This is a genomic window from Serratia sp. K1WW1 (assembly GCF_055790865.1).
Genome location: NZ_CM147697.1, coordinates 1,460,415 through 1,479,581, shown reverse-complemented (window position 1 = coordinate 1,479,581; position 19,167 = coordinate 1,460,415). Strand labels below are relative to the sequence as shown.

General features: G+C 55.9%; 16 protein-coding genes. 2 read left to right on the top strand and 14 right to left on the bottom strand.

Translation table 11 applies throughout. From position 1 onward, the window contains the following. Positions 1 to 348: 348 nt before the first annotated feature. Entirely contained in the window at positions 349 to 528 is a 180-nt protein-coding gene (locus tag ACX9GU_RS06770; RefSeq protein WP_473194254.1) for a hypothetical protein, read from the top strand. Between the two features lie 81 nt (positions 529 to 609). Continuing rightward, the gene (locus ACX9GU_RS06765) at positions 610 to 1,029 is read left to right on the top strand and encodes a hypothetical protein (RefSeq protein ID WP_473194253.1); all 420 of its coding nucleotides are present in this window, start codon (positions 610 to 612) and stop codon (positions 1,027 to 1,029) included. 59 nt (positions 1,030 to 1,088) lie between these two features. Here ACX9GU_RS06765 and ACX9GU_RS06760 read toward each other — a convergent pair whose 3' ends face one another. From ACX9GU_RS06760 to ACX9GU_RS06695, 14 genes are all read right to left on the bottom strand, one after another. Further along, the gene (locus tag ACX9GU_RS06760; protein WP_473194252.1) at positions 1,089 to 2,270 is read right to left on the bottom strand and encodes a c-type cytochrome; all 1,182 of its coding nucleotides are present in this window, start codon (positions 2,268 to 2,270) and stop codon (positions 1,089 to 1,091) included. Next, the gene (locus ACX9GU_RS06755) at positions 2,267 to 4,177 is read right to left on the bottom strand and encodes an NAD(P)-binding protein (RefSeq protein WP_473194251.1); all 1,911 of its coding nucleotides are present in this window, start codon (positions 4,175 to 4,177) and stop codon (positions 2,267 to 2,269) included. The genes ACX9GU_RS06760 and ACX9GU_RS06755 overlap by 4 nt, the downstream gene beginning before the upstream one ends. A gap of 95 nt (positions 4,178 to 4,272) precedes the next feature. Beyond that, positions 4,273 to 5,697 carry an aminobutyraldehyde dehydrogenase gene (gene patD, locus ACX9GU_RS06750; RefSeq protein WP_473194250.1) on the bottom strand — a complete coding sequence of 475 codons (1,425 nt, stop codon included), beginning with the start codon at positions 5,695 to 5,697 and terminating at the stop codon, positions 4,273 to 4,275. Between the two features lie 48 nt (positions 5,698 to 5,745). After that, a complete protein-coding gene (locus ACX9GU_RS06745) occupies positions 5,746 to 6,552 on the bottom strand; it encodes an ABC transporter permease (RefSeq protein ID WP_021178881.1) in 807 nt (268 codons plus the stop codon). After that, positions 6,542 to 7,486: an ABC transporter permease gene (locus tag ACX9GU_RS06740; RefSeq protein ID WP_021807702.1), complete on the bottom strand. Its 945-nt coding sequence runs from the start codon at positions 7,484 to 7,486 to the stop codon at positions 6,542 to 6,544. The genes ACX9GU_RS06745 and ACX9GU_RS06740 overlap by 11 nt, the downstream gene beginning before the upstream one ends. A 1-nt stretch (position 7,487) precedes the next feature. Next, the gene (locus ACX9GU_RS06735) at positions 7,488 to 8,516 is read right to left on the bottom strand and encodes an ABC transporter ATP-binding protein (RefSeq protein WP_021178883.1); all 1,029 of its coding nucleotides are present in this window, start codon (positions 8,514 to 8,516) and stop codon (positions 7,488 to 7,490) included. 261 nt (positions 8,517 to 8,777) lie between these two features. Next, a complete protein-coding gene (gene ydcS / locus ACX9GU_RS06730) occupies positions 8,778 to 9,887 on the bottom strand; it encodes a putative ABC transporter substrate-binding protein YdcS (protein ID WP_473195127.1) in 1,110 nt (369 codons plus the stop codon). A 118-nt stretch (positions 9,888 to 10,005) separates the two neighbouring features. Then, a complete protein-coding gene (locus tag ACX9GU_RS06725) occupies positions 10,006 to 11,469 on the bottom strand; it encodes a gamma-aminobutyraldehyde dehydrogenase (RefSeq protein ID WP_473194249.1) in 1,464 nt (487 codons plus the stop codon). A gap of 111 nt (positions 11,470 to 11,580) precedes the next feature. Continuing rightward, a complete protein-coding gene (locus tag ACX9GU_RS06720; protein ID WP_473194248.1) occupies positions 11,581 to 12,504 on the bottom strand; it encodes a LysR substrate-binding domain-containing protein in 924 nt (307 codons plus the stop codon). Between the two features lie 184 nt (positions 12,505 to 12,688). Beyond that, a complete protein-coding gene (gene glnB, locus ACX9GU_RS06715; RefSeq protein ID WP_004847623.1) occupies positions 12,689 to 13,027 on the bottom strand; it encodes a nitrogen regulatory protein P-II in 339 nt (112 codons plus the stop codon). A 13-nt stretch (positions 13,028 to 13,040) separates the two neighbouring features. Beyond that, positions 13,041 to 14,663, bottom strand: coding sequence for an NAD+ synthase (locus tag ACX9GU_RS06710; RefSeq protein WP_473194247.1), 1,623 nt, complete (start codon positions 14,661 to 14,663; stop codon positions 13,041 to 13,043). 99 nt (positions 14,664 to 14,762) lie between these two features. After that, the gene (gene glrR / locus ACX9GU_RS06705) at positions 14,763 to 16,103 is read right to left on the bottom strand and encodes a two-component system response regulator GlrR (protein WP_473194246.1); all 1,341 of its coding nucleotides are present in this window, start codon (positions 16,101 to 16,103) and stop codon (positions 14,763 to 14,765) included. Next, positions 16,100 to 16,987 carry a two-component system QseEF-associated lipoprotein QseG gene (qseG, locus tag ACX9GU_RS06700; protein ID WP_473194245.1) on the bottom strand — a complete coding sequence of 296 codons (888 nt, stop codon included), beginning with the start codon at positions 16,985 to 16,987 and terminating at the stop codon, positions 16,100 to 16,102. The genes glrR and qseG overlap by 4 nt, the downstream gene beginning before the upstream one ends. Before the next feature lie 3 nt (positions 16,988 to 16,990). Further along, a complete protein-coding gene (locus ACX9GU_RS06695; protein ID WP_473194244.1) occupies positions 16,991 to 18,427 on the bottom strand; it encodes a sensor histidine kinase in 1,437 nt (478 codons plus the stop codon). Between the last annotated feature and the right edge of the window lie 740 nt (positions 18,428 to 19,167).

Here is a 19,167-nt window from a genome sequence, read left to right as displayed (position 1 = left end):
GAGATATTGTTGAAGGTCATAAATCAGAAACTCTTGAGTATGGTAAGCAAAAATCATCAGTGACTATTCTTGATGATAATGGAAACTCAATAACCAGCTATCCTAAATGGGGGCAATAAAAGTGAAGTTAAATAAAAATAAAAGGCTGAAAGCGATGGGGTTTTTAGGGGGGGTATTAAGCCCCTTCAACTCAAACATCACTACGGTAGATGAGAGCGAGGATATATTTAAATGCAACTCCCCCGATAAATCAAGTTTTTTAAATTATTTGATAAATATATAAAAAGTGATCTAGCATCATCCCCGCTCGGATGTTTTTTAACTATTGCCGTACTTGAGAAGTATCTTTTGAATGCTGACGAGTCTTTTGAAGATGCTTTGCATGAGTTAGTATTTGGTGACATCTTAGAGGATCCCCACTATTTTATGAAATTACTTCTTGAGTATGCAATTGAAATCTCAATCAATCAAAAAATAGTTGATAATAAAAAAGTAATTTATAATTATAAAGTGAATGAAATGCTGTAAAGGCAGCTCAAAAAGGTTGATATGAAAATATCGGCCTGAACAATCTGAATGACTACCTAGGAACCCCGTAGGAACTGCTCAATGGCAAAGGACAGTATAGAGAAACATAAAATGAATTCAATAGAGCGTATATGTAGAGATCTTGACTTACCTTGCGGGGATGAGTTCACCCAAGATTGGGTATATGAATTACCTGAGGAATTTCGCACAGAGGAATGGTTGAGTAAATATGTCTTAGCTTACTCAAATGATAGTTACTCTGAATCAGAGCAGGATTTGCTGATGCAATTGATATTTGATGTTACTAATGATTGTTTAAGTATGGGAATGGATGCTAATGATGAGGTTATCGTTAAAGCATTAGGTTTGCTTTCAAATAATCATCAGAGGCATTTTCAGTTAATTGAAGACTGGGCTTTGGATGGAGAACCGCTGGAGGATTGTTTTGCGTTGACTGATAAAGTAAGGGAAATAAAAAACAATAAGTGGCTGAAGTTATAGGGTTCGAACATGTTCGAACCCTATAAAACAAGCACAGAGTGACACACCGCAACACCCTGTTATTTAGTCCGCTTCCACGCATCCCGTACCTGTTCCGCCGTCACCGGCGCAGCCTGGTTCCCCCAGCTCCCGCGCAGATAGCTCATCAGATCGGCAGCCTTCTGATCGTTGAGCACCCAGCCATAACCCGGCATAACGATCGCCGTGGCATGTTGGGTGACCGGCGTATGCGCGCCCTCCAGCACCACGCGCAAGGCGGTCAGCGGATTATCCGCCGTCACCGACAGATTGCCCGCCAGAGCAGGTATGACGTTGTCGCTCCCCTCCCCTTTATTGCCATGGCAAGTTGAACAGTACATCGCATAGATCTGCCCGCCTGAAGCCATGCTCGCGCTTGATGCCGCCATGGTTGCTACAGGTTTCGGTGCCACTACTTCCAGACTGTGTACATACTGCGCGATAGCCTTTAAATCATCGTCGCTGAGGTATTGCGTGCTGTGCGCCACCACGTCGCTCATCGGCCCGGCCACAGCCGCATGTTGGCTACGGCCGCTTTTCAGCAGCGCAACCACATCATCCGGCTTCAACCCACGCAGGCTCGGTGCATACCAACCATCCAACTCTGCGCCGCTCAGGAACTCAGGCGATTGGTTATCCAGCCCTTTTTCCTGCATCGCCCAGCCGCGCGGAGTATGGCAACTGCCACAGTGACCCAACCCCTGAACCAGATAGGCGCCGCGGTTCCACTGGGCGCTTTGCTTACTGTCTGGCTGATAGGTTTGGTCTTCATGGAACAGCGTATTCCATACCGCTAACGGCCAACGCATGGACATTGGCCAGCTGATATCGCTTTCCCGGTTGGCAGTGTCTTGCGCCGGGACTTCGTGCATCAGGTAGTCATACAGAGCGCGCATGTCCTGCTCGCTCATTTTGGCGTAGGAGGTATAAGGCATGGCGGGATACAGACGATGCCCATCTTTGGCCACGCCCTGCCGCATGGCACGGTCGAACTCTGCAAAACTGTAGCTGCCAATACCTTGCTGTTTATCCGGCGTGATATTGGTGGCATAGATATCCCCTACCGGCGTCGGGAACTTCATCCCGCCCGCCAGTTCCTTACCACCCGGAGCCGTATGGCAAGCCGTACAGTCCCCTGCCTTGGCCACGTATTCACCGGCGGACATGGCGTGAGCCGAGCCACCAGCCAGCAACAGCATCAGATATAACGGACGTAATGTCATACCCCCTCCTTGGCAGCAACCTTGCCATAGGCCAGTTCATTCACGGCTCGCCAAGCCTGATCGATCGCCGAGTTGGCATAGGGGCTCCAGTCGGAATCGGAATTGGCAATGACGATCTTGCCGATCGGCTGCCGCGCGGTTTCGATGATCTTTTGGGACTCATCTTCATCATCGAACATGCCGTTGAGGAAATAGGAGTAACCGTGCGACCAGCGGTTGACGGTGATCGCCTGAATATCCCGCTGATGATCAAATCCGGCAGCACCTAACATGCCCTGCAACTGCTCACGGATCATCTTCTCATGTACCTCAAACGGGGTTCCTAGCAACAGCGCTCGCCCTTTGCGCGACTGTTCACGCGGGCTAAGGCCGCTGCCGGGCAATGTTGGCACATACACCATATGCAGCCCGATAGGCTGGTTTGGATCGCGTGGGTGCTGATATCCCCCCATGCTTACCGGGTAGTCCAATTTCACCCGGCTATAAGGCGCGGTCGGGGCATAGACTTCGTGCACCCCCAGTTTGATAAACGGCTGCCAGTTGCGGATCACCACCTTGCTGTACACCAACGGCGATTTGACGTTCTGCTTCAGCGCCTCTTGCTGCTCGTGAGGCATTTCCGGGATCAGATAAGGGATCATCATATTGTAACCGGCCATCACCACCTGCCCGGCACGTACTTTGACCATCTTCTCGCCGTTGATATAGGCCACCTCGGCCTTATCACCCACGTTGGCCACGTGCAGCCCGGTGCTGTTCAAGCGTAGTTTCACCGGCGACTCGGGGCGATCCAGCTGGCTGTAATCAAACGTTGCCAGGATGACGTCGTTCATATCTTTGCCACCCGGCGCCACCGCCGGGATCAAATGGCGTACCATCAGGCGAGCCAGCGTGGCGTTGCCATCCGGGAAGTGGAATACATAGGGATCGTCGAGATCGGCTTGCGATTCCTCATCCAGCGGCGGCAAGTTCATGCCGTTCAGGCCTGGCAGATCGCAGATGCGGGCATCGCTGCAAGAGGTCGCATCAATGCCGACGGCCTGGAAATCGTTGGTGGTTTGCTGGAAATAGCGGATCGCCATTTCGCTCAGCCCCACTTTCTCGCGCAGGAACTGGCTATAACTGTGCTTGTCCAACCAGGCCACCTTCTCTTCCAGGCTCAGGCCAGGCAGGTAGTCTTTTTCGACGGTGTGCAGCGCAATCAAGGCCTGGCGATCGGCCTGCGGCAAGGGGAAGTCGTTGATAAAATCGGCATAAGAGCGACCATTGAGGCGATCACGCGGAATATCATCCGCCACCACTCGGCCCGGATCGCCACTGACCACCTTATCAACGCCAAAGTTCTGGCGATCGAAGTAAACGCCACGGCTGAGATTCAGATCTGGGTAGAAAGTGGTATCGAAGGCCTTTTCCATACCGTCCAGGCTAACGCCCAGATTTTTCAGCAACCCCATGGCTACCGGACTGAAGTTGGAACGTGGCGACTGTAATGATTCGCTGCCTCCGTAGCCGAGGAGGGTGCCGTTCTCGCTGCTGAATTCGTTACGCTTGGCGTGGCCGCCAAAGTCATCATGGTTATCAATCAGCAAAATACGTTGCTGTTTGCCCTTCATTTGCTGCCAGAAACAGGCCGCCGCCAAGCCACTGATGCCAGCGCCGACCACTACCAGATCGAATTCTTCCTCGATCGGCAGGCTGCCAAAATCAAAGGTTTTGCCATCACGCCCCAGTTGGTGGGCATGTTCGAATGAGCCTGGATGATTGCCACGCAGGCCAGTTAACGCGGGTGGGTAATACAGGGTTTGATGGGCGGCTTGCGGCGATGCGCGCAGGATCTGCATCGGCGTAAGCCCGGCGGCGATGGTGATCGCCACCCCATTAAGAAAATCGCGACGGGTGATAGCCATAAAAGCGTCCTTTTATTCTTTATTATTATCAGGCCAGCCGAAGCCAGCCTGAGAGCCGCGTTATTGTGCGTATAAATCCTGCCAGATCAAGCAGATTAGTGTTTGAACATCACGTGGCGAATGGTGGTGTAATCCTCCAGCCCGTACATCGACATGTCTTTGCCATAGCCCGACAGCTTCTGCCCGCCGTGCGGCATTTCGCTCACCAGCATAAAGTGGGTGTTCACCCAGGTGCAGCCATACTGCAAACGCGCGCTCAGGCGATGCGCACGCCCTACGTCACGCGTCCACAAAGAGGAAGCCAAGCCGTAATTGGAGGCGTTGGCCCAGGTCAGTACCTGCGCCTCGTCGTCAAATTCCGTCACCGTCACTACTGGGCCAAACACTTCACGCTGGACGATCTCATCTTCCTGGCGCGCGCCTGCCAACAGCGTTGGTTGGAAATAGAAGCCAGGGCCAGCGACTTTTTCGCCCCCGGTGACCACCTGGATATGAGGCAGTGCTTTGGCCCTCTCAACAAAGCCAATCACCCGCTCCAGATGCTGGGAAGTGATCAACGGCCCTAATTCGGTACTGCTGTCTTCCGGTGGCCCGATCTTCAAGCTGGCCACCGCTTCACCCAGCGCTTTCACCAGTTGTGGGTAAATGCCTTTTTGCGCATAGATCCGGCAGGCAGCGGTGCAATCCTGCCCGGCATTGTAAAAACCGAAGGTGCGAATGCCGTCAACGACCTCCTGAATGTCGGCATCATCGAAGACGATTACCGGCGCTTTGCCCCCCAGCTCCATATGGGTGCGTTTAATCCCAGGTGCGGTATGGGCAATGATATGCTCGCCAGTAGCAATAGAGCCGGTAAGAGAGACCATGCGCACCTTGTCATGGCCGGTCAGCACATCGCCCACGCTGGCACCACGGCCAAACAACACGTTGAGCACGCCCGGCGGAAACACACCGGCGGCCAGTTCGGCCAGCTTGAAGGTGGTTAACGGCGTTTGTTCAGAAGGTTTGATCACCACGCAGTTCCCTGCCGCCAACGCGGGTGCCAACTTCCAGGCGGCCATCATCAGTGGGTAATTCCAGGGAGCAATCGAAGCCACCACACCCAGCGGATCGCGGCGGATCATCGAAGTGTGCCCCGCCAGATATTCACCGGCAGCCATGCCACTCAGGCAACGGCTGGCACCGGCAAAGAAGCGGAAGACATCGGCCACCGCAGGCAGTTCGTCATTCAGTGCGCAGTGATAAGGCTTGCCGCAGTTGAGGGACTCCAGTTTGGCGAAGGTTTCCGCATGCTGGTCAATCACGTCCGCCAGCGCCAGTAAGTGTTCGGCGCGCTCTTTCGGGGTGGTTTGCCCCCACTGTTCAAACGCCGCATCGGCGGCCTGCACGGCCTCTTCAACCTGCTGTGCGCTGGCCTCGGCCACCTGCACAATCACTTCTCCCGTTGCCGGGTTGTAGACCGGCAACTTTTCGCCCTGGCCGGTAACCAGTTGACCATTAATCAGCAGTTGGCTTTGCATAGGGTTATCCTTTGAAATATTGGCATAAGCTATTTAGGAATTGAGGTGCTATTTACCGCTGCCTGCGACGCTTTCTCCGCCTTTGGTCAGATAGTACGCGCCCAAGATCGGGAACATCGTCAATACCATCACCGACAGCGCGACCACGTTGGTGATCGGCACATCACGTGGGCGACCCAACTGGTTCAGCAGCCACAGCGGCAGCGTACGTTCGTGCCCGGCGGTGAAGGTGGTCACAATGATTTCGTCGAATGACAGGGCAAACGCCAGCATCCCCCCCGCCAACAGTGCCGAGCCCAGATTCGGCAAGATCACGTAACGGAAGGTCTGCCAGCCATCAGCTCCCAAATCCATCGAGGCTTCGATCAGGCTGTGTGAGGTACGGCGGAAGCGGGCGATCACGTTGTTGAACACGATCACCACGCAGAAGGTGGCATGGCCGATGACGATCGTCATGATCCCCGGCTCGATATTCAGCGCCTTGAAGGCCGCCAACAGTGCCAGACCGGTGACGATCCCCGGCAAGGCAATAGGTAACAGCAGCAGCAATGAAATGCTGTCCTTGCCGAAGAAGTCCCGGCGATACAGCGCCGCTGCGGCCAGCGTGCCAAGCACCAGCGCAATCGCCGTGGCCAGGCAGGCGATCTGCACCGAAAGCAGTACCGCATCAATAATGTCCTGCCGCCCCGCCGCCACGCTGAACCAATGCAGGGTAAAACCCCGCGGTGGGAAGCTGAATGCCGCGTCTTCGGTGTTGAAGGCGTACATGGCAATAATCACTATCGGGAAGTGCAGGAAGATCAGGCCACCCCAGGCGGCCAGTTTCAGCCCTAACGGCGCGCGTTCAGAGTGCATCGAAGGCCCCCAGGCGTTTCACAATCGAGAGATAAATGGCGATCAGGACGATCGGCACCAGCGTAAAGGCGGCCGCCATCGGCATATTGCCGATCGCCCCCTGTTGGGCATACACCATGCTGCCGATAAAGTAGCCCGGCGGCCCCACCAGCTGCGGCACGATAAAGTCGCCCAGCGTCAGCGAAAAAGTGAAGATGGAACCGGCTGCGATACCCGGTACCGCCAGCGGCAGGATCACATAGCGGAACGTTTGGGACGGGCGCGCGCCCAGATCCGCAGAAGCGTGCAGCAACGAAGGCGGCAAGCGCTCTAACGCCGCCTGGATCGGTAAGATCATGAACGGCAGCCAGATATAGACAAACACCAGAAAGCGACCAAGACCGGAGGTGGATAGCGTATTACCCCCTACGCCGGGAATGCTCAGAATGCTCGCCAATACCGGCTCCAGCCCCATATGTTGCAGGAACCACTGCGCCACGCCGTCTTTCGCCAGCAATAGCGTCCAGGCATAGGCTTTAACGATATAGCTGGCCCACATCGGCATCATCACGGCGATATAAAAGAACGCTTTTACCTTGCCGCTGGTGTATCGGGCCATGTAATAGGCGATGGGGAATGCCAATACCGCACTGGCCAGCGAAACGACCACCGCCATGGTCAGCGTACGGACGATGATGTCATAGTTGGCCGGGTTGAACAGCGCGCTCAGGTTGGCGAAGGTCAGATCCGGCGTCACCGTCATGGTGAAATCGTCGAAGGTGTAAAAGCCCTGCCACAGCAAGGTCAGCAGCGAGCCCAGATACACCGCCCCAAACCACAGCAGCGGCGGCACCAGCAACAGCAGCAGATACAGCGTTGGCTTGCGGTACAGGTAGGTGGAAATCGCGCGAATTTTACCGCCGGGCGCTGCCGGCTGCTCAATGCTCATGTCCATCTCACCTCTCCTCCAGCAGCGGTACCATTGCCTCTCTGGCCCAACAGGCGGTGACCGGCTGACCGATCAGGCGCTGTTGTGCCACGGCCTGCCACTGCGGGTTAGCCTGGCTGACCAGCAGTTTCTCACCGCTGCTCAGGGCGATTTCATAGCGTGTCGCCGCCCCTTGGTAATGGATATCCTGCAAGGTACCCTGAACCTGAACTTCCCCCTGCGTTGCGCCGCTTTGATCCAGCAGGCGGATATGCTCCGGGCGGATCGAGAAGGTGGCCGATTGCCCCAGCAACCGCTCCGCCAGTTCGCTGCGTACCACGTTGGACGTGCCGACAAACTCGGCAACAAACGGCGTTCTTGGCCGCATATACAGTTCGCGTGGCGCGTCTACCTGCTCAATACGGCCATTGTTAAATACCGCCACCCGATCGGACATCGACAGGGCTTCGCTTTGATCGTGCGTGACGAAGATAAAGGTGATGCCCAGTTGGCGTTGCAGCTTCTTCAACTCCCCCTGCATCTGCTCGCGCAGTTTCAGATCCAACGCCCCGAGCGGTTCGTCCAGCAGCAGTACGCGTGGGCGATTGACCAATGCACGGGCCAGAGCTACGCGCTGACGTTGGCCACCGGAAAGGTGCGCCGGTTTACGCTCGGCAGCAAACCCCAATGCCACGCTTTCCAATGCCTGATTCGCACGCGCCAGCCGCTCACGTTTGGCAACGCCTTTTACCATCAGGCCGTAGGCCACGTTCTCCAGCACCGACATGTGCGGGAACAGCGCATAGTCCTGGAACACGGTATTCACATCGCGCTGATAAGGCGGCAGATTGCTCGCCTCTTGCCCATGAATGCGGATAGAGCCGGAGCTCAGTTGTTCAAAGCCAGCGATCAGCCGCAGGCAGGTGGTTTTACCCGAGCCAGAAGGCCCAAGCATGGAGAAAAACTCGCCGTCCTGTATTTCAACAGAAACCCGATCCACGGCACGAACATCGCCGAAAATGCGCGAGACATCGATAAATTGCACAGCAATGGTCATGATGTACGCTCCAAAATGTTGCCCCTCACCCCAACCCTCTCCCAAAGGGAGAGGGAGCTGTTAGTCCCTGCTCTTTTGGAAGTAAAAAGGTCATCTCAGCAAACTCGATCGGTCCCCCACAGGGAAGCCGTCTGGCGCTCGCAGGTGAGAACAATGAGAGTTATCTACCGCCCATAATGGCCAAGTAGTCCAGCTCTTCACCCCACACCTATCCCAAAGGGAGAGGGGCCGTCTGGCGCTCGCGGGTGAGAGCAATGAGAGTTATCTACCGCCCATAATGGCGATGTAGTCCTGGGTCCAGCGGCTATAAGGGACGAACTTGCCGCCCTCGGCCTGTGGCGTTTTCCAGAAGGCAATCTTGTCGAACTGGTTGAAGCCGTTGGTTTCACACCCTTTGTCACCGAGCAAGGTGCTGGCTTTGCAACCGGCTGGAACTGCCGGTAACGAGCCAAACCAGGCCGCAACGTCACCCTGTACCTTCGGTTCCAACGACCAGTTCATCCACTGGTAAGCGCAGCTTGGGTGCTTGGCCTCGGCGTGCAACATGGTGGTATCCGCCCAGCCGGTAACCCCTTCTTTCGGGAATACGGTTGCGATAGGCTGGCCTTCGCCTTTCAGGGCGTTGGCCTGGTATGGCCAGGCGCTGGAGGCCACCACGCCTTCGTTTTTGAAATCGCTCATCTGTACCGAGGTGTCATGCCAGTAACGGTGGATCAGCGCGTGCTGGCTGCGCAGCAGTTTCAGTGCCGCCTGATACTGCTCTTCGTTCAGTTGGTAAGGATCGGTGATGCCAAGCTGGGGTTGAGTCGCTTTCAGGAACAGAGCCGCATCGGCGATATAGATTGGGCCGTCGTAAGCCTGCACCCGGCCCTGATTGGTCTTGCCGTCCGGCAGGTTTTGCTGCTGGAACACCACGGCCCAGCTGTCTGGCGGCGTCGGGAAGGTTTTGGTGTTATACATCAGCAGGTTTGGCCCCCACTGATATGGCGTACCGTAGGTTTTGCCCGCCACGTTGTACCAAGGGCCGTTTATCAGGCGGGGGTCGATATTCTTCCAGTTAGGGATCAGCGCGGTATTGATTGGCTGCACACGTTTGCCGTAGATCAGGCGCAACGAGGCATCGCCAGAAGCGGTCACCAGATCGTAACCGCCTTTCGCCATCAGGCTGACCATTTCATCCGAGGTCGCGGCGGTTTTCACATTCACCGCACAGCCGGTCTGTTTCTCAAACTGGGTCACCCAGTCGTAGTTCTTGTCGGACTGACCACGTTCGATGTAACCGGGCCAGGCGATGATGTCCAACCGCCCTTCCCCTTTGCCCAACTGCTGTGGCGTATCGGCGGCCTGAGCCATACCGCAAAGGATCGTCATACAGAGCGCGGTGACTGTGGTGATTGCGTGTGTTTTTCCCATCGTAATTACCTCGGTGTTGCGTATGTTTAAAGTGCGGCAAGGAACGGTTGCCGCCGATTTTTTATCGGCCGTATGACTAGAACGTAGATTTGAACTTCGCCATCACGTGCCGGACAACGCTGTAATCCTGTAATGAATCGCTGGAGAGATCTTTGCCGTAGCCGGAGCGCTTTAAGCCGCCGTGGGGCATTTCGCTCGCCAGCGTAAAGTGAGTGTTGATCCAGGTGCTGCCATATTGCAGATGCGCCGCGATATGCAGCGCGCGGTCGATATTCTGTGTCCACACCGAGGAGGCCAGGCCGTATTCGGAGTCATTGGCCCAGGTCACCGCCTGCTCCAGAGTCTCGAAACGCGTCACGCTGACCACCGGGCCAAACACTTCACGCTGGACGATTTCATCGGTTTGCAGGCAGCCAGCCAATAGCGTGGGCTGGTAGTAAAAGCCGGGGCCAGAGTGCGCCGCCGCGCCAGTGATCAATTCGATATGCGGCTGGCTGAGAGCCCGTTCGACAAAGCTGGCCACCCGGTCACGCTGGCGGCTGCTGATCAGCGGGCCGATTTCATTATCTTCGTCGCGCTTGCGGGCAAAACGCAGGCTGGCGACCGCTTCCCCCAAGGCTTCTACCAGCTTCGGATAGATGCCTGCCTGGGCGTATATGCGGCAGGCCGCGGTGCAATCCTGCCCGGCATTGTAGTAACCGAAGGTGCGGATACTGCTGACGACCTCATCCAGATCCGCATCGTCACAGACGATCACCGGGGCTTTACCGCCCAGTTCCAGATGGGTGCGCTTGACGCTTTTGACCGCCGCCTGCAGGATTTTTTGCCCGGTAACGATATCGCCGGTAACGGAAACCAAACGAACCTGCGGATGACCAACCAGATGGCTGCCTACGCCTTCGCCACCGCCGTAGACAATGTTCAACACGCCTGGCGGCAGGATTTCCTGCAACGCAGGTACCAAGGCCAGGATGGTCAATGGCGTATGTTCGGAGGGCTTGAATACTACGGTGTTGCCCGCTGCAAGCGCCGGAGCAATCTTCCAGGCCGCCATCATCAACGGATAGTTCCATGGCGCGATGGAGGCCACCACGCCGATCGGGTCACGCCGGATCATTGAGGTATGGCCCTCAACATATTCACCGGCCAACTGGCCTTGCTGGGTGCGCACGGCCCCGGCGAAGAAGCGGAATACGTCAATGGCTGCAGGGAGATCGTCGTTCAGTGCCTGATGGAAAGGTTTACCGCAGTTCAGCGCTTCAAGGCGCGCCAGATGTTCTGCCTGCCGTTCGATAGCATCGGCAATACGCAGCAGGATTGTTGCTCGGAAAGCGGGAGTGGTACGTGACCAGTGGGAAAATGCCTGCTGCGCGGCGGCAACTGCGTGACCCACCTGGGTTGGCGTTGCCTCGGCAATGGAAACCAGGGTTTCACCGTTGGCAGGATTAACAATGGTCTCCTGATGGCCTTCACCTTCGACCGACTCGCCGTTAATGAATTGCCGACAGGACAAACCGGAAACCAACTGTAGCTCTGCCATTGCGCCGCCTCATGTGACAAAAACGTTAACCAAATGTGATAAGTTAGTTTTAATCAGACTAAGCGAGCGCACTGCGGACAACAAATTCTAAATACTGAAGGCAGCGTTCGATTAAATCGAAGGCTTGAGGCCGGTCATGTTCGTTTTGCTGTTCTCCCGCGCAATCGTGAGGAATGGCGTCACCAATTCAGGCCGCGCACTGCCACGCCGCCAGGCCAGGCCGATATCCAGCGGTTCCAGCAAATCCACCAGCTTGCGCGCCTCAATCATATTGCCCTCCAACGACCAGGCGCGGTAAGCCATATCCGGCAGGATGGCAATGCCCATGCCTGCCGCCACCAGGCTGCGCACCGCTTCAGTGGAGGCAGTTTTCATGGCGATCTCCGGCTTCAGGCCCGCTCGTCCCCAGATACGTCTGGCATGAACGTCCATTTCATCGACGTTGAGCTGGATCAGCGGCTGTTTGGCCACGTCTGCCAAACCGATGCTTTCGTGCTCCAGCAGCGGGTGCAGCGGAGGTAGCCACAGGCGATACGGGGAGTGCATCAGCACTTCGGTCTGTAAGGCATCGCGGTCTTCAATGTTCGACAGGATCAGCACCCCGATATCGATTTCACCGCTCACCAGCAAATGCTCGATATAGGGCCTTTCGTCCTCAATCACCTGGATATTCACGTTGGGATAGGCAGACTTGAAGCGCTTGAGCAGCTCCACCAGGAAATACCCCGCTACCAGGCTGGTGACGCCGATGGTCAATTTGCCACTCAGGCTTTCGGTGCCCAGCTGCAGGCTGCGCTTGGCATTATCCACCGTTGCCAGGATCAGGTACGACTGGCGCAAGAACTGGTGCCCCTGGTGGGTCAGGTTCATTCCCTTGGCGTGGCGCTCGAACAGCCGGACACCAATGTCGGTTTCCAACTGCTGGATCGCCAGCGTGAGCGAAGACTGTGACACAAACACCGCCTGCGCCGCCGCCGAGATCGACCCGGTTTCGGCCACGGCAATAAAATGGCGGATTTGGCGTAACGTCATCATGGTAGCAACCTCAAACAAAACAGTTGGTTTGAGTGTAGATGCTCACCGGTAAGCCATCATGAAATGTGTGAAAAACGCGATATCGTTCGCTTTTTTAGAACGCAAAGGGGGAGTGAGTGCACAAAAACAACCAAGGCGCAGCTAAGCCGCGCCTTGGAAGGACAATACCTGACTCTATCGGCGATTAAATCGCTTCTTCGTCCTGCTCGCCGGTACGGATACGCACCACACGGGCCACGTCGAAGACAAAGATCTTACCGTCGCCGATTTTACCGGTCTGCGCCGTCTGCATGATGGTTTCCACGCAGGTATCCACGATATCGTCAGCTACCACGATCTCAATTTTAACCTTTGGCAGGAAGTCGACCATGTACTCGGCACCACGGTACAGCTCGGTATGGCCCTTCTGGCGACCAAAGCCTTTCACTTCGGTCACCGTCATGCCGGTGATGCCTACTTCGGCCAGTGCTTCACGCACGTCATCCAGTTTGAAGGGCTTGATAATCGCGTCAATTTTTTTCATTTTTATTCCTTAATTACCAATTTTTACGGCCAAAGCCTGAGGTGATCGGATAGCGGCGGTCTTTGCCAAAGTTACGGGCGGTAATGCGCGGCCCGACGGCGGCCTGACGGCGTTTGTACTCGTTGATGTCCACCAGGCGGATCACCTTGCGCACCACGGCTTCTTCAAAGCCCTCAGCAACCAGATCGGCTACCGATTTATCACGCTCGACATAACCTTCCAGAATAGCATCCAGAATGTCATACGGCGGCAGGCTGTCCTGATCGAGCTGATCCGGTGCCAGTTCGGCAGACGGTGGACGATCGATCACCCGCTGAGGGATCACGTAGGAGACGGTATTGCGGTATTCGGAAAGCTTGAACACCAGGGTTTTCGGCACATCTTTCAATACGTCGAAACCACCGGCCATATCACCATACAGCGTGCAATAACCGACAGCCACCTCGCTTTTGTTACCCGTGGTTAATACGATGCTGCCGCGTTTGTTAGACAGCGCCATCAGCACCACGCCACGGCAGCGGGCCTGCAGGTTTTCTTCGGTGGTATCCCGTGCGGTATCGGCAAACATCGGGGCGAGCTGGCCCATAAAGGCGTCGAACATCGGTTCAATCGAGACGATATCAAATTCTATGCCGAGAATTTCGGCCTCTTCCTTGGCATCGGCGATGCTGATATCTGCCGTGTAGCGGAAAGGCATCATCAAGGCCTGAACCTTGTCTTTGCCCAACGCATCCACGGCAATCGCCAGGGTCAGCGCCGAGTCGATCCCGCCGGACAAGCCCAACACCGCACCTTTGAAACCGTTTTTGGTCACATAGTCGCGTACGGCCAGCACCAGCGCTTCATACACCTGCGCCAGCTGTGGCAACTCTGCCGCCGGAGCCGTCATCGGTACCACTTCCAGGCCTTTAAACTCAAGCAGAGTCACCTGCTCGGCGAAAGCTGCCAGGCGATGAGTCATATTGCCAGCGGCATCAAAGACTTTTGAACAGCCGTCGAAAATCAGTTCGTCCTGCCCGCCGATCTGATTCAGATAGACCAACGGCAACCCGGTACGCTGGCAGTGGCCCGCCATCAGGGTTTTGCGGATATACGGCTTTTCACGGTTATACGGGGAAGCGTTGATCGACAGCAGGATCTCTGCCCCCGCCGCCTTCGCCGCATCAACCGGTTCCGGGAACCACAGGTCTTCGCAGATCAGTAGCCCCAGGCGGTAACCCTTCAGCTCCACCACGCAGTTTTTATCGCCCGCATGGAAATAGCGCTTCTCATCGAATACGCCGTAGTTAGGCAGCTGTTGCTTGAAGTAACGAGCCTGCAAAGCCCCCTCAGAGAACAGGGACAGCGCGTTATACAGCTTGCCGTCTTCACGCCACGGGTGGCCGACCAGGATTGCCACATCGGCGGAGGCCTGCTGCAAGCGGCTTAGCTGAGTATCGCAGCGCTGGTAGAAATCATCACGGTACAGCAGGTCTTCCGGCGGATAGCCGGACAGCGCCAGTTCGCTGAACATGACCAGATCGGCTCCCGCCTTCTGCTGCTCCTGCACGGTTTGCAACATGCGCTCGCTGTTGCCTTCAATATCGCCCACCAGCAAATTCAGCTGGGCCAACGCAATGGAAAGTGATCTGCTCATATCTCTATGGTCTGCCATGCCACAACAAAGAAACCGGAGTGTAAATCATTCCGGCTACTTTGTTGAGAACCTGCGCATGCAGGTTCAGAAAAGAAAACATCATTCTTTGAAATCGTTGGCATCCAGTTCATGGCGCGACAACAATTTATAGAACTCTGTACGGTTACGGCCCGCCATGCGCGCGGCCTGGGTAACGTTACCCTTGGTGATCTGCAACAGTTTACGTAGATAGTGTAATTCAAACTGGTTGCGCGCCTCGACAAAGGTTGGCAACGCCGTGTTTTCCCCTTCCAGCGCCTGCTCGACCAGCGCTTCACTGATCACCGGTGCCGTAGTCAATGCCACGCACTGCTCGATCACGTTCACCAACTGGCGCACGTTGCCGGGCCAGCTGGCGGTCATCAGGCGTTTCATGGCATCGGAGGAGAAACTGCGTACAAAAGGTTTGTGGCGCAGCGCCGAAGCACGTAGCAGATGGTTGGCCAGCAGCGGGATATCTTCGGCCCGCTCGTTGAGCGCTGGTATTTTCAGGTTAACCACGTTCAGACGGTAATAGAGATCTTCACGGAACTCGTTTTTTACCATCGCTTTAGGCAGATCGCGGTGGGTGGCGGAAATGATGCGTACGTCAATATCCAGATCGCGGTTGCTGCCCAGTGGGCGCACCTTGCGTTCCTGCAACACGCGTAGCAATTTTACCTGCAGCGAGAGCGGCATATCGCCAATCTCATCCAGGAACAGCGTGCCCCCTTCTGCCGCCTGGAACAAACCCTCACGGCTGCTGACGGCACCGGTGAACGCCCCTTTGGCATGGCCAAACAGCTCCGACTCCAGCAGTTGCTCCGGCAACGCGCCGCAGTTGATGGCGATAAAGGCTTTCTTGGCCCGTGGGCTGGCCGCATGAATGGCCTGTGCCAGCACCTCTTTGCCGGTGCCGCTCTGGCCGTTGATCAGCACGCTGACGTCCGACTGGGCGACCATCTTGGCCTGTTCAAGCAGCCGCAGCATAATCGGGCTGCGGGTGACAAAATCCTCACGCCAGCTGTCATCACCGGCTGGGATCGACGACAGCGACAACGCTTCATCGATCGCCTTATACAACGCATCGCGATCGACCGGCTTGGTCAGGAAGCTGAACACCCCCTGCTGGGTCGCAGCCACCGCGTCCGGGATAGAGCCGTGGGCGGTCAGGATGATCACCGGCATCCCCGGCTGGTATTTCTGGATCTCGGCAAACAGCGCCATGCCGTCCATTTCATCCATCCGCAGATCGCTGATCACCAGGTCGATCTTTTCGCGGACCAGCAGGCGCAACGCCTCTTGCCCGCTTTCCGCCGTGGTAACGTGAAAACCTTCGCTGGTCAGGCGCATTCCCAACAGCTTGAGCAGGCTGGGATCGTCGTCAACCAACAACAGATTGGCCGGTTTGCGAGCTGTCATTGCGCTGGGGACTCCTTGTTAGCCGCGGGCGGCGTGTAGGTCTCTTCCGGCTCTACCGGCAAGGCGGTGCCAGTTTCAGTCACCGGGGCTGGCTCTGCGGGCTCGGCCGCTTTGGCGGGCGCTGCAGGCTTGCCTGCGGCATCGGCTTTAGGCTGCGCCACGCTGCTTTCCGGGATTTCCCCCTGCAGTTGCTTGCGTGACGAGAGCTGGCGTTCGATATCGGTCAGGTTCTCCAGTTTGCGGGAGGTCTCCTGCAACTGGCTCTGCAGATGGATCTGGTTCTGGCGCAGCGAATCGATCTGGCTGTCTGAGCTTTCCTGCAGGTGCTGGTAGCGCGCCCGCTCGTCAAACAGGCTCACTTGCAACGCCTGCTGCTGACGCCACAGTTGCAGCAATGGACGCAGCGAGTTAGGGAACTCGAGACGATAGCTGTTCAGACGATCGATGATCTGGCGGCGCTCGCTCGAGCTCGGCTCAGCGCTGCCCAGCAAAATGCTTTGCTTGAACACGTTCTGCCAATTGTTGCCCGGCAGGGTTTTCGCCAACGCTCTGGCCTGCGTGGAGCCGATACGATCGGCGCAGTCCATCGCCCGCAGCCAAAAGAGCGAGTTTTCCAAGGCTTCTTTTTCGTCAAGCTGCCATAGCGTATCGCAAGGCGCAATGCGGTAATCCACCACCTTGGTATCCGGGATCGCTTCCTGTTGCTGCTGGGCCGGGCCGCTACTGACCGCACGATCGACACAGCCGATCAGCAGAAACGGGGCAAAAAGGATTGTGCCCAAAAAAGAAAGCGAATGTTTGCCGAGCGGTGCGCGTAGAGGTAGAGAAACACGCGGTGAACCTTCGGTCTGCGATTGATAAGCGCGATTAGACCCTGTGTACATTATTTATTCATTCTCGGCGGTTAATGGCAATTCAATACGGAAGCAGACGTCGGCATCGGCGAGATCCACCAATTTCAATTCGCCACGCATACGGCGAATACAGTCCTGTGCAATGCTCAGCCCCAGTCCGCTTCCTTTAACGGCCCCTTTTCTCTGGTGACTCCCCTGGAAAAAAGGCTCAAAAATCATGGTTCGTTCCGCTTGCGGGATCGCGCTACCGGTATTGGCAACGTCAATCTGTACCCGCTGGCCGACCTGGCGGCTGCGGATCCAAATGTTACCGGATTCCTTGCCGTAGTGCACCGCATTGGAGTAGAGATTATCCAGTACGCGCATTAATAGCGTAGGCTCTGCCCAGCAGATTTCCGCCTCAAGTTTGACTTCCGTACGGATCATCTTGGCACGTGCCGGCAAACTGTGGGCGGCGACCACCATATCCACCAGTTCTTCCAGCTCGACGTTTTCATGTTCCGACGGGCCATCTGCCAGTTTGCGGTTGTAATCCAGCAGTTGCTCAATCAGCAATTGCAGATGGCGGCTGCTCTGATCGAGGATCGCCACCACCTCTTTCTGATCGGAGGTGAGAGGGCCTGCCACACCATCGGCCAACAGCTCGGTGCCTTCACGCATGCTGGCCAGCGGCGTTTTCAGCTCATGGGAGATATGGCGCAGGAACTCATGGCGCTGCGATTCCAGCCAGGCCAGGCGCTCGCTCAACCAGACAATACGCTGAGCCAAAGAACGCAGTTCACGCGGGCCTTTAAAGGACGCCGTCATGCCGATGGGCCGCCCTTCCCCCAGGCGGTTAATCATACGCTCAACGGCCTTGACGGGCCCGATAATCATGCGGGTAAACAGCACCACCAACAGCACGCTGACCAGGAACAGCAACAGCGCCTGCCAGCCAAAGTATTGGCCACGCTCGGCGATCGCCTGCTGCAGTTGCTGCCCACGGGAAAATATCACGGTACGGGTGGCCTGGACCATTTCGGCGTTGGAATGTGAAAAAGACTCTAACAGCAGTGAAGCGTCCTTGTCCGGCCCGCTGCTCTGGCACTTGATGGTAGCAAGCTGAGTCAGCAGTTTACGAAGTGTCTGGTAGTAACGTTCGTCCGGCAGGATCGGGGCGTGGGCATCCAGCATTTGTGAATACTGTTTACGCTGGTTCTGGTACAGCCGCTCCAGGGTAGGATCGACCAGTACGCAATACTGGCGATAGCTACGCTCCATTTCCAGCGCCACGCTGGTCATTGCCTCACTGCGCCGGGCATCCACCAGCGTCGTACGGTTGATATCCGCCGCCTGCGCGCTGAGATGATCCAGGCTTTGGTAGGCCTGATAAGCCAATACCAGCAGCGGTAACAGCACCAGCAGGAACGCCATTACGACCAATTGGCGCAACGAGCGTGGAAATAGACGCCATCTTTTCAAAGAAATCATCTCATTATCTCTAGTCTGCCCAGATGCTAACCGACAATCCGGGGAGAGAAAAGCCCGGCAGCGGATTAATGGCGTTCAGATAAGCAAAAACGCGTTATCCCAAAAGAGGAAACTGATGTGGTTTGAGAACGTATCGAGGGGAAAACGGAGGCAACGCGGTTTGGATTTTGACGCTGGGGCATGATGCCCCATCGCAAGGAATATGTGGATGCCCTTACTCCTCGTCCCCAGGTGATGTAGCACCAGGCTGGCATCTGATTGGGACGAATAGCATCCAAAAAGTATCCGGGATTGATGAACATATCATCACAGTTGGATACTAGGCGGTGCCTCACTCCACGTGTCGTCCGATGCTTGATAAAGTCGCTTGCGCGTCTGTTATCGGTTTGGTTGGACGATAGGCACCATTTCTTAGGCATCATTCGGAGGCTTATGAGGCGCTGTTCCGTACCAGACGGGGCCAATCATAAAAAGGTGAATGAGCAACTGATAGTTATAATGCACCTTCCGTGCCAACTTTATAAAAATATTTACATCATACTGTTTATTAACGATAATTTATTTTAACGTCACTTCCAGCGCTCTACCTGGGTGGTCGAGTTTGAGTATTAATCCGACATAGCGTCGCCAAAACACGACAACTAAATTCAATCGCTTTAACCCTGTTTAAAATCAATTAGTTAAATGTCTCTTTTTAGAGACAGGCAATATGGCCTTTGTCTCAAAAAACCGACATACGG